Below are 15389 nucleotides of genomic sequence, written 5' to 3'. Positions count from 1 at the left end.
GAACCATTCGCTTGTCCTCACAGTTCACCTGGGGCATGGTCGAAGAACGGGACGGAACGGCCCACCTACAGGGCCAGGGCCGCACGTCGGCCGGACGGAGGAAGCATCGTGAGCAGTGGGACACGGAGTCTGCAGGGCGGGGTGCGGGTGGCCGTGCTCGCCCTGCTGTGGGGCTCGACCTTTCTCTGGATCGAACTGGCGCTGCGCGGTCTCTCCCCGCTCCAGGTCACGTTCGTCCGCTGCCTCCTCGGCGCGCTCGTCCTCACCGTCGCCTGCTACGCGTCGGGTCGGCGCCTGCCGCGTGGCCGTACCGTCTGGCGTCACATCGTCGTCGCGGCCTTTTTCTGCAACGCGCTGCCCTTCGCCCTGTTCAGCCTGGGCCAGCAGACCGTCGACTCCGGCCTCGCGGGGGTCCTGAACGCCACGACCCCGCTGTGGTCGATCGCCCTCGGCCTGGCCCTCGGCTCGGAACGCGGACTGCGCCCGGTCCGTCTCACGGGCCTGCTGCTCGGCTTCACCGGCACGATCCTCATCCTCGCCCCGTGGCAGTCGGCCGGGGCCACCGGCTGGGGAGCCCTCGCCATTCTCGGCGCGGCCGCCAGCTACGCCGTCGCCTTCACCTACATGGGCCGCACCCTGGTGCGCAGGGGCACCCCCACCATCTCGCTCTCGGCCGCCCAACTGGTCGCCGCGAGCGGGCTGACCGCCGTCGCGCTGCCGGTCGGCGGCCTGGAGTCGATCGACCCGGGCCCGGTGGTCGTGGTCGCGGCCCTGGTCCTCAGCGTCTTCTGCACGGCGATCACCTTCCACCTCACCTACCGGATCATCAACGACGAGGGCGCCACCAACGCCGCCGTGGTCGGCTACCTGCTGCCCGTGGTCTCCGTGCTCCTCGGCGCGATCGTCCTGGGCGAGGGCCTCAGCGTCCGGGTCGTACTGGGCATGGCCGTGGTCCTCGTGGGAGTCGGGATGACCCGCCGCAAGGGCCCGACGGCCACTGCTCCGGCCCGGACCGGCGAGCAAGAGGCAGATGCAGATGCAGACGAACAGGGACAGGGACAGGGACAGGGACAGGGCTTGGAAGGGGTCTCGGACTCGTCGGCGCACCCGGAGGGCACACCCGTGAAGGCCACCCGTCGCCCGGCGCTGGAGAACGCCGGATGACCTCCGGCGAACCCCGGCTGTGGTCGGCGTACCGCGAGCTGACGGAGGGCACGGTCCGCACCGACCTCACCTATGCCTTCCGCCCGGGGCGTTCGCCGCCCTGCGCACCGGGTGGAGCCGTCGCTGGCCGCACCCGGTGGCGATGGCCAACCGGGACCAGGCGGGGACCGGTCGCGCACCGGGCTGGTCGGCCGATGTGCCGAGGTTCTGACGTACCTCTTCGAGGACGCGGGCGTCACCGCCATCGGCCACGAGCAGGCCGACACGGTCCCCGGAGCCGCCGCCTCCGCGGGGCGACCACGGCCTGGAGGCGTACGTCCTGGAGGCGTACGTCCTTCCCGCGACCGCCGACAGATCGAACTGCTGACCAACCTCGGCCCGCTCCCCGAGTCGGGAGCCCTCGTCGTCGCCACCTGGCCCAAGCCGTACGCCGGTTCCGGCTTCCCGGCCCGGCTGTTCGCGGTGCATCCGGCAGTGGGAGAGCCCACACCCGGCAGTGGGAGAGCCCGCATCCGGCATGTGAGAGCCGCACCCGTCCCGGCATCAGCCCTCCACGACGATTGCGCAACCTCTAAACTGTCGGCGTGGACGCAGCGGAGACAGTGGAGACGGCCGACGTGACCGGGTGGGAAGTCGCCGTCCTCGACGGCGGACCGGCCGACGGGATGCGGGTCAAGGTCGCGGACCGGCCCCGGGTCGTGCAGGTGTCGTACCCCTGCCGGGCGGAGGGCGCGCCGTCCGGGGTGCGGGTGGACGGCGTCTACGTCTACCGGCTCGATCACGGCGTGACGGACGAACCCCTGCGCTACGGCTTCGACATCGCCTGCCCCTGAGAGGCGTCAGTCTCCGGGAGCGCAACCGTGCGCCGGCGCTCGTAGCGCGTCCGCGCCGCCAGCAGGCCCACGGCGTACAGGGCCAGGACGGCCGCGAGCAGTCCGTAGTACACGCCGGGCAGCGCGCTCAGGCCCAGGGCCGCGCCCGGCGGGGACGCGGGCAGGAGCAGGCCGATCGCGGCCAGTGCGGCGGCGGACCAGGTCACCGGGCCCGGCCGCCGGCCGGCGCGGCCCGGTGAGCCCAGGGACAGCAGCACCATCACCACGGCCTGCGTCAGCAGGTTCTCCGTGAACCAGCCCGAGTGGAACAGCGACTCGTCGTCGCCCGGGCCCCGCAGGGCGAAGGCCAGGACACCAAAGGTCGCCAGGTCCGCCACGGCGTTCAGGGCACCGAATCCGACGATGAACCGAAGCAGCTCGCGGGGGTCCAGGACGCTCGGCCGGCGCAGGGCGGCCCGGGTGGGACGGTCGTGGGCGAAGGCCAGTTGGGCCGCGTCGAAGCACAGGTTCTGGACGAGGACCTGGGCCGGGAGCATCGGCAGGAACGGCAGGAGGAGGCCCGCGGAGAGCATCGCGATCACGTTGCCGAGGTTCGAGGAGAGCGTGATGCGCAGATACGTGGCGATGTTGCCGCCCGCGTGACGGCCCGCGGCCACCGCGTGGCCGATCGCGGTGAGATCCTTCCCGGCGAGGACCAGGTCCGCGCTCTCCCTGGTCACCCCGGCCGCGTCGCGGGGGGCGATGCCCACGTCGGCGGTGCGCAGGACGGGCAGGTCGTTGACGCCGTCGCCGAGGAAGCCGACCGTGTGGCCGCCGGCCTGGAGGGCCCGGGTGACACGGGTCTTGTGCTCGGGGGTGCAGCGGGCGAAGACGGTCGTACGGCGGGCCAGTTCGGTGAGCTCGGGGTCGGTGAGGGTGTCGAGGCGGTCGGCGGTCAGGACACCGGCCACCGGGACCCCCAGATCACGGCAGGCCCGGACCGCGGTGCCCGGATGGTCGCCGGTGAGGATCTTGACGGTGACGCCCCGCCCGGCCAGTCCGGCGAGGGCCTCGGCGGCGGCGGGGGCGAGGTCGTCCCGGAAGGTGAGCAGTCCGCGGAAGGTGAGGCCGCGTTCGCGGGGGCGGTCCCCGGCGGGGCGTTCGGTGGTGGCGACGGCGAGGACGCGCAGCCCGTCCGCGGCCTGTGCGTCGGCCAGGTCGCGCACCCGGGCGCGCTCGTCGTCGGACAGCGCACACCGTCCCAGTACGGCCTCCACGGCGCCCTTGGTGATCAGGGTGTGGGTGCCGAACCGGCCGGGGGTGCGGACGACCACGGTGGCCAGGCGGCGGACCGGGTCGAAGGGAAGGGTCGTGACACCGTCGTACGACGTGAGGGAGTCCTCGTCCTCGTCCTCGTCGTCGTCGTCGGCGGCGGCGGCGGCGAGCAGGGCCTCGTCCAGGGCGTCGGGGGCCGGGAGGTCGGCGAGCTGGAGGGACCACCAGGCGGCGGCCGCCGCCCAGCGCAGTACCTCGGGGTCGTCGTGGCCGTCCGCGTCCAGCGCGCGGTGGACGACCGGGCGGTCCTGGGTGAGGGTGCCGGTCTTGTCCACGCACAGGACGTCCATGGCGCCGATGTCGTGCAGGGCGGGAAGCCGTCGCACGATGACGCCGTGGGTACGGGCCAGGAGGGCGGCACCGCGGGCCAGGCAGGTGGTGACGACGACCGGCAGCATCTCCGGGGTCAGCCCGACCGCCACCGCGACGGCGAAGGGGAGGGTCTCCAGACCGCGGCCGCGCAGGGCGGCGTTGGCCATGAGGACCAGGGGCGGGGTCAGCAGCGCGAACCGGATCAGGATCCAGGAGACGCCCTGGACGGAGCGTTCGAAGCTGGTCGCCGGGGGTTTTCCGGTGCGCCGGCGGTCGGCGGCGAAACGGGTGTCGCCGGCGGTCGCGGTGACCACGGCGGTGGCGCTGCCGGAGGCGACGCTGCTGCCCTGGAAGCAGTACCGGAGGTCTTGGAGGACACCGCCGTCCCCGGGGTCGTCCCCCGCGTCCTTCTCCACCGGTGCGGACTCGCCGGTGAGCGCGGCCTGGTGGACGGTGAGTCCGGTCGACCGCAGCAGCCGTACGTCCGCGGGGACCAGGTCGCCGGGGCCGAGCCGTACGACGTCGCCGGGGACGAGTTCCTCGACCGGGATCTCGCGGGTGACCGGGGCCGTGTCCTCGTCGGTCCGGCGCTGGACCGTGGCGGTGGTCGCCACCAGGCGGCGCAGTCCGGCCGTGGAGCGGTCGGCCCGGTGTTCGCCGGACGCCCGCAGGACGCAGCTCACGACGACCAGCAGGAGGATCACCGAGGCGGTGCCCCAGGCGAGGACGGCTGCCGACACCAGTCCCAGACAGAGCAGCACCGCGGTGAAGGGGTCCCGCAGACTCCGTGCGAACAGGCGGGGCCAGGAGGGGTCCCGGGCATCCGGAACCACATTCCCACCGACCCGCGCCAACCGCTCCGCCGCCTGCCCCTCGGTCAGCCCGCGCGGCCCACTGTCCAGCCGACGGAGAACTTCGAGGAGGCCCGCGACGGGGGTGCCGCCTGGGCCGACCGCACCGGCCGCGGGAGGAAGAGCACGCAGGACAGGAGGACCGGGCGAGGAGGAAGCGGGCGCGGTGTCCTGGGCGACCGGATGCGCGGGGACGGGGGTGGGGGCAGCGCGACTCGGTGGGCCGGGAGCGGCCGGATCGCCTGTCAGCCCGGCCCCAGGAGCAGACGCGGGCGGAACCACGACGAAGGGCCCGGACACCGACCCAACCAGACCCGCGGGCACAGCGCCGGAAGCGGCCGAATCGCCCGTCGGACCATCCTCAGCAGCAGACGCAGACGGAACCACGACGAAGGATCCGGACACCGACCCAACCGGACCCATGGGCACAGGGCCGGAAGCGGCCGAATCGCCCGGCAGCCCGGCCTCAAGAGCAGACGCGGGCGACAGCGCCCCGCCCCCGGCACCCAGCTCAGCCAACGCCCCAGCCGGTTCAGCGGGCGGTCCGTCCGGCACGGCACTCCTGGACCCGACCCGATCCCCCACGGCACCGCCGGACCCCGCCCCGTCCGAAGCAGCAGGCCCAGCCGGCGCAGCAGACGGGGCGCCGTCCTCCCCTCGCGCCCCCGACCGCTCAGACACCGGCCTCGCGCAGTCGGTCCGAGCTTGCGGAGGGGGTTTCCCGGGCCGTCAGCTGGCCGACCATGACGCGGACCACGGTCACGATGTCGGGGTCGTCGACGTAGTAGATCTGCCGGCGCCCCTCGCGGCGCGAACGCACGAGCCCGGCGAGTTTCAGTTTCGCCAGGTGCTGGCTGACCGCGGGCAGCGCGCCGCCGACCCGGTCGGCGAGGTGGGTGACGTCGCTCTCGCCCTGAGACAGCGCCCACACGATGTGCAGCCGGGCCGAGGACGCGAGGAGCCCGAACACGGCGGCCGCCTCGGCGAGCACCTCCGCCGGCGGGTCCTGGAAACCGCCGACGATCTTCGCCACAGCCCTCTCCCGTCATCGAAACGTCGGACCAAGTGTAGGGGCGGCACAGTGATCGTCCCGCTTCGTCCGGTACCGGTCCCTCCCCTCGTGGGGACCGGTACCGGAGGAAGCGGGTGACCGTGGGCGGAATGTGGCCGAGAACGTACGGCGCGCTGGTTGGCGTGCGGGGCGCCGGGCTGGTGGCCTGTCATGGCGTCGCCCGCTGGCCGCGCCGCAGGTCATGATCCTGCCAGCCAGGGGGTCCACAGAGGAGGTTCCGGTGCCGGAGCCAGTGCGTTACCGCAGGTCAGGCATATAAAGTGAGTTTTCCGGTCCGGATTCAACCGCGAGGGAAGTAAGGGGTGGAAGACCTTGAGCTCCGACTCAGGAGCACGTACGGCCTTCGCGGAGCGTCTCGCACTGTTGTACAGGGAGGCAGGCAATCCGCCTCTCAAGCGCGTGTCCGAGGGAGTCGGCCGACTCCAGCGGGTGGACGAGCGGGGGCGCCCTGTCCGGGTCTCCGCACAGCGGATCAGCGACTGGCGGCGGGCCCGGAACGTGCCCGCTCAGTTCACCGCCCTCGCGGCCGTGCTGCACATCCTCATTCCCGAAGCCCGGCGGATCAGTCCCACCCCCGTCTCGGCCGGTCTGTACGACCTCGGCCAGTGGCAGCGGCTGTGGGAGCGGGCCGTGGCGCCGGACGAGGACGAAGGCTCCCAGCCCGAGCCCCCGGCCGGAGTCTGCCCCTACCGCGGTCTCGCCTCCTACCGGCAGGAGGACGCCCGCTGGTTCTTCGGCCGGGAACGGAGCACGGAGGCTCTCGTCAAGCTGCTCCGCTCGGCGGCCGAGACCGGCACCGGCGGTCTGGTGATGCTCGTGGGCGCCTCGGGTGCGGGCAAGTCCTCGCTGCTCAACGCCGGTCTGGTGACCGCCCTGGAGGAGGGCGCGCTCGGCGGTGCCGGTGCGGACGGCGGCCGGACGGTCCAGCTGGTGCCGGGCGCCGACCCGCTCACGGAGCTGACCTGCCGAATACCCGAGCTGAAGCCCGTCGTCTCCGCCATGGAGACGATCGGGCCGGACATCGACCATCCCCCCGAATCCGCGCACGCCGTCCGGGAAGCGGTCGCCTCGTGGGCTCAGCGCGAGGCCGCCACCGCCCGGCCGGTGGTGATCGTCGACCAGTTCGAGGAGGCGTTCACGCTCTGCTCGGACGAGACGGCCAGGCGTACGTTCGTCCGGCTGCTGCACGCCGCGTGCACGCCCGCCGGCCCGGACTCGCCCGCGCCCGCCCTGGTCCTGCTCGGCATCCGCGCCGACTTCTACGAGCGCTGCCTCGACCATCCCGAGCTGGCCGACGCGCTCCAGCACCGGCACATGGTGCTCGGACCGCTCACCGACGGGGAACTGCGCGAGGCCGTGACGGGTCCGGCCCGGGCCGTGGGCCTGGAGCTGGAGCCGGGTCTCGCCGAGCTGATCGTGCGCGAGGTGGGCGCCGACGGTCCGCGCGGCGCGCATGACGCGGGCGTCCTGCCATTGCTCTCGCACGCCCTGCTCGCGACCTGGCAGCGCCGCAAGGCCGGCCGGCTGACCCTGGCCGGCTATCGCGCGGCCGGCGGAATCCAGGGCGCGGTGGCGGCGACCGCCGAGCGGGCCTGGACCGGTCTGGACCCGGCGGCGCGTACGGCGGCCCGGCTGCTGCTGCTGCGCCTGGTGCGGCTCGGCGAGGACACCCAGGCCACCCGCAGGCGCGGCACCCGGCGCCAACTGGCCGCCGAGTCGACGGACCCGGCCAAGACGGAGGAGTCGCTCGAAGCGCTGGTGCGGGCCCGTCTGGTGACGCTGGACGCGGAGACCGTGGAGATCACCCACGAGGCGCTGCTGACGGCGTGGCCGCGGCTGCGCGAGTGGATCGACGAGGACCGCAGCGACCATCTGCTGCGCCAGCGCATCGAGGAGGACGGCCGTTCCTGGGAGGGCTCGAACCGCGACTCCTCGCTCCTGTACCGGGGATCACGGCTCGAACAGGCCCGCACCTGGGCGAAGTCCGCCGGGGACACCTATCTGACCCGCAGCGCGGTGGAGTTCCTGGCCGCCTCGGTCCGGCTGCGCCGCCGTACGGTCCTGATCGCCCGGGGCGCGGTGTCGGCGCTGGTCGTCCTCGCGATGGTGGCCGTCGGTTCGGCGGTGGTGGCCTGGCAGCAGCGCAACGACGCCGTGTTCGAGCAGGTCGTCGCGGAGGCGGACCGCGTCCAGTACGCGGATCCCTCGCTGTCCGCCCGGATCGACCTGGTCGCGCACCGTCTGCGGCCCGACGACGAGGGCACCAACACCCGGCTGATCTCCATCGTCAACGCGCCCCTGGCCACCCCGCTCACCGGCCACACCGGTGCGGTGTACCTGACCTCGTTCAGCCCGGACGGGAAGCTCCTCGCGACCGCCGGCTACGACCGGACCGTCCGGCTGTGGGACGTCAGCGACCGCCGGCACCCCAAGGCGCTGGGCAAACCCCTCGCCGGCGGCACGAGCTGGGTGAGCAGCGCGGTCTTCAGCCCGGACGGCAGGACGCTGGCCAGTGCAGGGGACGACGGGAGGATCCGGCGGTGGGACCTCGCCGACCCCCGGCACCCGAAGTCCCTCGGCGCTCCTCTGACCGGCCATGGCGGGACCATCTACCTGATCGCGTTCAGCCCGGACGGGCGCACGCTGGCCTCCGCCGGTGAGGACCGCACCGTACGGCTGTGGAACACGCGCGACGCGCAGCGGCCGCCGACCGTCCTGACCGGTGCAGGTGCCGCCGTGCGGTCCGTGGCGTGGAGCCCCGACGGGCGCACGCTGGCGGCCGGTGGCGACGACGACTCGGTCCGCCTGTGGAACACCACCGATGTGCGGCGGCCCCGGGCGTACGACAGGGTGCTGAAGGGGCACACGGGTCTGGTGCACTCGGTCGCCTTCAGTCCGGACGGGACCGAGCTGGCCAGCGGCAGCGCGGACGACAGCGTCCGGCTGTGGGACGTGCGGGACCCGGCCGACCCGCGTCAGGTCGGCTCGCCGCTCACCGGCCACACCGGTCCGATCTGGTCCGTGGCCTTCAGCCCGGACGGCAGGATGCTCGCCGCCGCCAGCGCGGACAGCACGGCGAGCCTGTGGAACGTGAGCGACCCGGCATACCCCTCGCAGGTCGGCGAGCCCCTGGCCGGAAGCAGCGGTGAGATGTACGCGCTGGGCTTCAGCCCCGACGGCCGTACGCTCGCGACCGGCAGCGGTGACAGCAAGGTGCGCCTGTGGTCGATCCCGGCGGGAGACCTGGTGGGCAGCAGCGGGGCGTTCCGGCGGGACGGCAAGGTACTCGCGACGGCCGGGCGGGACGGCCGGATCCGGCTGTGGAACGTGACGGACCCGGCCCGGCCCGTGGCCCTGGGCAAGCCGTTCACACCCGTGGTGCGCGACCCGTTCTCCCAGGTGCTGTTCTCCCCCGACGCCCGCACTCTCGCGGTGCTCACCACCGGCAGGGTGCAGCTGTGGAACGTCACCGACCCGGCCCACCCCGTCCCCCGCGCTCCGGCGCTCGTCCTGCACTCCCGGTTCATGGGCCCGGACGCGCTGGCGTTCAGCCCGGACGGACGCACCCTGGCCACCGCCTACGACAGCCGCAGCCTCCAGCTGTGGGACGTCACGGACCCGGCCCACCCGGTCTCCCACGGCCCGATCGCCGGCCACCGGGGATACATCGACGGCCTCACCTTCAGCCCGGACGGACGCACTCTGGCCAGCAGCAGCGCGGACGGCACGATCCGGCTGTGGAAGGTGACGGACCCGGCCCGTCCGACCCTGCTCGGCAAGCCGCTCACCGGGCACACCGGGCCCGTCAACGTGCTCGTCTTCAGCCCGGACGGGCACACTCTGGCCAGCGGGGGCGACGACGACACGGTCCGGCTCTGGGACGTGGCCGACCCCGCGCACGCCGAGCAGACGGGTGCCCCCCTCACCGGGCACACCGAGGCGGTCGTGTCGCTGACGTACACCCGCGACGGATCGAGGCTGGCCAGCGGCGGCAACGACAACACGGTCCGGCTCTGGGACGTGGCGGACCCGTCCGCGGCCGCCCCCATCGGGCAGTCGATGAGCCCCAGCGCCAAGACCGGCAGCTTCCTTGCCTTCAGCCCCGACAGCCGGATGCTCGGGATCTCCAGCGGCACGGACACCATCCGGCTGTGGGACCTCGACGTCGACGAGGCGATCGACCACATCTGCGCCACGACCGGCAACGTCCTGACCCGCCAGGAATGGGCGGAGTACCTGCCTCGGCTCTCGTACGATCCTCCCTGCGACTGAAAGCACATTACGTGATCCCGATCACAACTTCTCACCCCGGCTGAGCAGTCCGCTCCCGCTGTTCCATTTGCCTTGTTAGTCTTGGCCACAGCCCGACCGCTGGTGCATCCCCCGTCGCCAGCGGTCGGGTCTTTTCGTTCCTGAGCAGGTCCTGGGCTGGGGCGGTGCACACACGAACGGCGGTGAGGCGTAGGACTTCCCATGCGCGAGGGCGCGTGTCGACACGGTGGGGCTTGAGGCCCGATCAGCGGTGACGGAGGCGCGGGCACGAGCGCCGGCCGCCCTCGACGGGCGCCAGGGACCGGACCGCTACCGGTCGAAGTCGAGGTCCAGCATCCGGATCGCGTTGCCCCGCATCAGTTTGTAGATCACGTCCTCCGGGAGCCCGGCCACATGCTCCTCGGCGACCTTCTTGGTGTGCGGCCAGGTCGAGTCGACGTGCGGATAGTCGGTCTCGAAGGTCGCGTTGTCCACGCCGACGGTCTCGATGGCCTCGATGCCGTGCCGGTCGCGGAAGAAGCAGCAGAAGATCTGCCGGTAGTAGTACGTCGACGGCGGCTCCGGGATCAGGTCCTTGACGCCGCCCCAGGCCCGGTGCTCCTCCCAGACGTCGTCGGCGCGTTCCAGGGCGTACGGGATCCAGCCCATCTGGCCCTCGCTGTACGCCAGCTTGAGCCGCGGGAACTTCACCAGGACCCCCGAGAAGAGGAAGTCCATCATCGAGGCCATGGCGTTGTTGAAGGACAGCGAGGCCTGCACGGCGGGCGGGGCGTCGGGGGACGCGGCCGGCATCTGTGAACTGCTGCCGATGTGCATGTTGACGACCGTCCCGGTCTCCTGGCACGCGGCGAAGAACGGGTCCCAGTAACCGGAGTGGATCGACGGCAGCCCCAGATGGGTGGGGATCTCGCTGAAGGTGACGGCCCGTACGCCCCGTTCGGCGTTGCGGCGGATCTCCGCGACCGCGAGCTCGATGTCCCACAGCGGGATCAGGCACAGCGGGATCAGCCGGCCCCCGCTGTCCCCGCACCACTCCTCGACCATCCAGTCGTTGTAGGCGCGCACACAGGCGAGCCCGACCTCCTTGTCCTTGGCCTCGGCGAAGGTCTGCCCGCAGAACCGCGGGAAGGTGGGGAAGCACAGGGAGGCCTCGACGTGGTTCATCTCCATGTCCCCGATGCGGGCCTTGGGATCCCAGCAGCCCCGCCGCATCTGCTCGCGGGTGATCCCGTCGAGGGTCATCTCGTCCCGCGAGAAGCCGACGGCCGCGATGATCCGCTTGTACGGGAAGAGCTCGCCCTCGTACTCCCACCAGTCCGTGAGCTGGCCCTCCGGATCGGTGGTGAACCGGTACTTCCCGCCGACGTACGCGAGGTCCCCGATGCCGGCGGTGAGCGGCTTGGGCCCCCTGTCCCGGTACTTCGCCGGAAGCCAGGTCTCGAAGAGGTGCGCGGGCTCGATCACGTGATCGTCCACGCTGATGACTTTGGGGATGTCCCCGGTGCCCGGTCCCGTTCCGGTTCCGCTCTCGGTGGTGACGGCCATTGCCTGCCCCCTAGCCGGTATCTGATGGGTCGTCAGATTGCAGGCTAGGGCGAGGCACCCGCATCGGCAAGGGCCGGACGGGTCGGCGCGACGCGACCGAGGGGCTGGGCGTCAGTTGTTCCAGGTCTCGTCGTACGGGTCGTGCGGCGTCGGGACCGGCTCGGCCCGCGTGACCTGGAGGTACGGGATCGGGCCGCCGTTCACCGAGTCCTTGGTCCGCTTGGCCGTGTAGGTGCCGGTGACCTGGAGCCAGCCGTCCGGCTTGAGGACCGGCGGGACCTGCCCGGTCAGACCGACCTTGACCGGCTGGGCGTCCGCCGCGCAACAGTTGAGGGCCATGCGGACCAGGTAGGGAGCGCCGGAGCGGTCCAGGGCGGCGAACCCGGTGATGGTGATCTGCCGTCCGGCCAGGCCCCGGCCGTGCTCGTAGACGGCCCGGCCCGCGTAGTCGGCGAGACCGAGCCGCAGGGGTCCGTCGGCGGGGAGCTTCTGATAGCCGTACGCCTGCTGCAGGGCCGTACCCGTCCGCATCGCGCTGTAGGAGCCGAGGGCGGGCGGGGCGACGAGGATCAGGGCGAAGAGGGGGAGGACGAGGAGCCAGGAGACGCGGGGTTCCCGGTGGACGTGACCTTCTCCATGCCCTTCTCCCGGGCCTTCTCCGTGGTCCTTGTGCCGCCACTCGTACCAGGCGGTCGCCAGCGCCGTCGCGATGAGGACGACCCCGGCCGCCAGGACCAGCGGGCGCAGCCCTGCCTTGACGTAACGGAGGTAGAGGTCGGTGAGGCCCGCGTGCAGCAGGGCCGCACCCAGGACGAACAGGACCGCCGACTGGGCCTGCCGGTTCACAGCATCACCCACCCGGTCAGGACCGACACCACGATCGCCAGGGCGAGGGTGGCCGGCGCGAAGCGCAGGGCGAAGGCACGGCCGAAGGTGCCCGTCTGCATGGCGAACAGCTTGAGGTCGATCATCGGGCCGACGACCAGGAAGGTCAGCCGCGCGGTCAGCGAGAACTGGGTGAGCGAGGCGGCCACGAACGCGTCCGCCTCCGAGCAGATCGACAGCACCACGGCGAGGGCGGCGAGCGCGAGCACGGCGATCACCGGGTTCTCCGCCGCCGTACGCAACCACGCCTGCGGGACGACGGACTTCAGGGTCGCCGCCGCCATGGCGCCCACGACCAGGAAGCCGCCCGCGTGCATCACGTCGTGCCGGACCGAGCCCCAGAACGCGGCGCCCCTGCCCTGACCCTCGTACGCGTGACGGGCCGGCGGTTTCAGCAGGTCGGTGCGGCCGAGGCGCAGCCACAGCCAGCCCATCGCGCACGCCACCAGCAGGCTCGCGACCAGCCGGGCCACCACCATCTCGGGATCGCGCGGGAAGGCCACCGCGGTCGCCGTCAGCACGATCGGGTTGATCGCCGGGGCGGAGAGCAGGAAGGCGAGAGCCGCGGCCGGGGTGACGCCCCTGCGGACCAGCGCTCCGGCCACCGGCACGGACGCGCACTCGCAGCCCGGCAGCACCGCGCCCGCCACGCCGGCCACCGGCACCGCGAGGGCCGGGTTCTTCGGCAGGGCGCGGGCGAAGAACGACGGCGGCACGAACACCGCGATCGCCGCCGACAGCAGCACCCCGAGCACCAGGAAGGGCAGCGCCTGGACGAGTACGGCGACGAACACCGTCATCCAGCTCTGCATGACCGGCGCGCCGAGCGCCCCGCGGATCGGCCCCTGGCACAGCACCACCAGGAGCATGAGCAGGGTCAGCACGAGAGGGGAGTTCAGCCGCCGGCCGGCCTCGGCCCGCGGCGCCGGGCGCGGGTCCTCGCCGGTGTCCCGCGTGGGCGGAGGTGCTTTGGTGACGGACACGGCCGGGGTCCCTCCGGAGGTGGGTGCTGGTTTCCCTGTCCGTGCGTACGGCAGGGAAGGTCCGATTGCTCAGTGTGCGCGACGGTTTGGGGATTTCTTGGCCGAGGGGGGTCATCAACTGCCCCACGTGGCGACATCCGTCCCGGTGAGGCAGTCTTCTCCCTCGTGGGGAGCCTTCCGAACCAGAGTCCCGGGCCGCCGGGCGACGCGGCCGCGCACATGGTGGTGTGCGGGGACGACGGCCTCGCGCACCGGCTGGCGGCCGAACTCAGAGGTGTCTACGGCGAGCAGGTCACCCTCGTCGTCCCGGCCTCCGAACGGACCGTGCGGCCGCCGGTGGTGGTGCGGGCCCGGTCCGCGTCCGCGCTGCTCGACCGGGTGGTGACCGCGGCCGCCGGCCTGACCGGCAACGGCGGCGGCGCTGTCACCGCAGCCGGTGAACCCCCGAACGGCATACGGCTGATGGAGGCCGCCGAGCCCAACGAGGCGGCCCTCGCCGGGGCGGGCGTGGAACGCGCGGACGCCCTCGCGCTCGTGTACGACGACGACGAGACCAACATCCGCGCCGCCCTCACCGCCCGCCGCCTCAACCCCCGGCTGCGGCTCGTCCTGCGGCTCTACAACCGGCGCCTGGGCCAGCACATCGAGGAACTCCTCGACCAGGCCGCCACGTTGGCCACCGGCGGCCCGGCCGACGGAACCGGCTTCGACGCCTCCACGACCGTGCTCTCCGACGCCGACACCGCCGCGCCCGCACTGGCCGCCACCGCCCTCACCGGCACCAGCAAGGTCCTCCAGACCGGCGGCCTGCTGCTGCGAGCGGTCGAACGGCCGCCCGCCGGGGCCGGGGGGAGCGCCGCTCCGGGTCTTGCCACGCTCGCCCTGCTCTCGCCGACCGACAGCGCCGGGCTCGGCGGCGACCAGGGCCCGACCCTGCTGCCGGACGCGGCGGCGGTACGGGACGGCGGCGAACGTACGACCGTCGTCCTGGAGCAGGTGTCGTACGCCGGGCCCGCGCTGCCCGACGGGCGGGGGGTGATGCCCTGGTTCGCCTCGCTGTTCTCGCGGCGGCTGCGGTGGTCGCTGGCCGGGATGGTCGGGTGCGTGGTCGCACTCGCCGTCGCACTGTGGCTGGTGACCGGGATCCATCCGCTGCGCGCCTTCTATCTGACCCTGCTCGACCTGTTCGCGATCGACGACCCCGCGATCGGCCAGTCCGTCGGACGGCAGATCCTCCAACTCCTTTCCGGACTCGCCGGACTGCTGCTCCTGCCGGTGCTCCTCGCGGCGGTCCTGGAGGCCCTCGGCACCTTCCGCACCACGTCCTCCCTGCGCAAACCGCCCCGGGGCCTCGGCGGCCACGTCGTGCTGCTCGGGCTCGGCAAGATCGGCACCCGGGTGCTGACCCGGCTGCGGGAGCTGAACATCCCCGTGGTGTGCGTCGAGTCCGACCCCGAGGCCCGCGGACTCGCCACGGCACGGCGGCTGCGGGTGCCGGTGGTGCTCGGGGACGTCACCCAGGAGGGGGTCCTGGAGGCCGCCAAGATCCACCGCGCGCACGCACTGCTCGCGGTGACCAGCGCGGACACGACGAACCTGGAGGCCGTGCTGTACGCCCGGGCCGTCCGCCCCGACCTGCGGGTGGTGCTGCGGCTGTACGACGACGACTTCGCGACGGCGGTGTACCGGACCCTGAGGGCCGCCCACCCCCGGGCCTCCACCCGCAGCCGAAGCGTCTCCCACCTGGCCGCCCCCGCCTTCGCCGGGGCGATGATGGGCCGCCAGATCCTGGGGGCTTTCCCGGTCGAGCGGCGGGTGCTGCTGTTCGCGGCGGTGGACGTGGGCGGCCATCCCCAACTGGAGGGAAGAACAGTCGGGGAGGCGTTCCGGGCAGGGTTCTGGCGGGTGCTGGCTCTGGACACGGCGACCGGCGGGGACTCCGCCCTGGTGTGGGACCTGCCGGACACATACGTCCTGCGCGACACGGACCGCGTGCTGCTGGCGGCGACCAGGCGGGGACTGGCGGAACTGCTCGGACGCAGGACCGGGTCACGCGGTTAGGGGTGCGGGGCGCGAGGCGCGGGGCTGCATCACTGTGCGGCCCCGCCGCACAGGCGCGACCGGCCCCCGCGACCCCGCACCCGCACCCGCACCCGCA

The 15389-nt window shown here is 73.0% G+C and carries 10 protein-coding genes; 4 read left to right on the top strand and 6 right to left on the bottom strand.

Going from position 1 to position 15389, the window contains the following annotated elements:
• Positions 1-108: 108 nt before the first annotated feature.
• Positions 109-1164, top strand: coding sequence for a DMT family transporter (locus tag H293_RS0143495; RefSeq protein WP_033416451.1), 1056 nt, complete (start codon positions 109-111; stop codon positions 1162-1164).
• 66 nt (positions 1165-1230) lie between these two features.
• On the opposite strand, the gene H293_RS58760 is transcribed toward H293_RS0143495, so the two are convergent.
• Positions 1231-1632: a hypothetical protein gene (locus tag H293_RS58760; protein WP_158694534.1), complete on the bottom strand. Its 402-nt coding sequence runs from the start codon at positions 1630-1632 to the stop codon at positions 1231-1233.
• Positions 1633-1766: 134 nt separating this feature from the next.
• Between H293_RS58760 and H293_RS0143490 the strand changes: the two genes are divergently transcribed.
• Positions 1767-1997 (top strand): hypothetical protein, encoded by a 231-nt coding sequence (locus H293_RS0143490; protein ID WP_020124050.1) that lies wholly within the window; start codon positions 1767-1769, stop codon positions 1995-1997.
• Here H293_RS0143490 and mgtA read toward each other — a convergent pair.
• Together mgtA and H293_RS0143480 are read right to left on the bottom strand one after the other, a co-directional pair.
• Complete coding sequence (gene mgtA, locus H293_RS0143485) at positions 1970-4606, bottom strand: magnesium-translocating P-type ATPase (protein ID WP_051138253.1); 2637 nt, start codon at positions 4604-4606, stop codon at positions 1970-1972. The two genes, H293_RS0143490 and mgtA, sit on opposite strands and share 28 nt — an antisense overlap.
• A gap of 541 nt (positions 4607-5147) precedes the next feature.
• Positions 5148-5507 (bottom strand): ArsR/SmtB family transcription factor, encoded by a 360-nt coding sequence (locus H293_RS0143480; protein ID WP_020124048.1) that lies wholly within the window; start codon positions 5505-5507, stop codon positions 5148-5150.
• A gap of 351 nt (positions 5508-5858) precedes the next feature.
• On the opposite strand from H293_RS0143480, the gene H293_RS0143475 reads away from it, so the two are divergent.
• On the top strand, positions 5859-9818 hold the full coding sequence (locus tag H293_RS0143475; protein ID WP_028808721.1) for a WD40 repeat domain-containing protein: 3960 nt from the start codon (positions 5859-5861) through the stop codon (positions 9816-9818).
• A gap of 309 nt (positions 9819-10127) precedes the next feature.
• Here the strand turns inward: H293_RS0143475 and H293_RS0143470 are convergent, their stop codons facing one another.
• The 3 genes from H293_RS0143470 to H293_RS0143460 form a co-directional block, all read right to left on the bottom strand.
• Positions 10128-11363, bottom strand: coding sequence for an amidohydrolase family protein (locus H293_RS0143470; RefSeq protein WP_020124046.1), 1236 nt, complete (start codon positions 11361-11363; stop codon positions 10128-10130).
• Positions 11364-11474: 111 nt separating this feature from the next.
• Positions 11475-12209: a TIGR03943 family putative permease subunit gene (locus H293_RS0143465; protein ID WP_020124045.1), complete on the bottom strand. Its 735-nt coding sequence runs from the start codon at positions 12207-12209 to the stop codon at positions 11475-11477.
• Complete coding sequence (locus H293_RS0143460) at positions 12206-13231, bottom strand: permease (protein ID WP_020124044.1); 1026 nt, start codon at positions 13229-13231, stop codon at positions 12206-12208. The genes H293_RS0143465 and H293_RS0143460 overlap by 4 nt, the downstream gene beginning before the upstream one ends.
• Positions 13232-13450: 219 nt before the next feature.
• On the opposite strand from H293_RS0143460, the gene H293_RS0143455 reads away from it, so the two are divergent.
• The gene (locus tag H293_RS0143455) at positions 13451-15292 is read left to right on the top strand and encodes an NAD-binding protein (RefSeq protein ID WP_020124043.1); all 1842 of its coding nucleotides are present in this window, start codon (positions 13451-13453) and stop codon (positions 15290-15292) included.
• The last annotated feature ends 97 nt before the right edge of the window (positions 15293-15389 follow it).

Origin of the sequence: Streptomyces canus 299MFChir4.1, from assembly GCF_000383615.1 — a bacterium.
GTDB classification, from domain to species: domain Bacteria; phylum Actinomycetota; class Actinomycetes; order Streptomycetales; family Streptomycetaceae; genus Streptomyces; species Streptomyces canus_C.
Note: the sequence above shows the minus strand (reverse complement) of the source record. Positions and strands in the feature narration are given on the sequence as shown.

Coding starts and splice junctions, on each gene's coding strand:
- H293_RS58760 (WP_158694534.1), bottom strand. CDS start 1,632: ATGCACCGCGAACAGCCGGGCCGGGAAGCCGGAACCGGCGTACGGCTT.
- H293_RS0143470 (WP_020124046.1), bottom strand. CDS start 11,363: ATGGCCGTCACCACCGAGAGCGGAACCGGAACGGGACCGGGCACCGGG.
- H293_RS0143455 (WP_020124043.1), top strand. CDS start 13,451: ATGGTGGTGTGCGGGGACGACGGCCTCGCGCACCGGCTGGCGGCCGAA.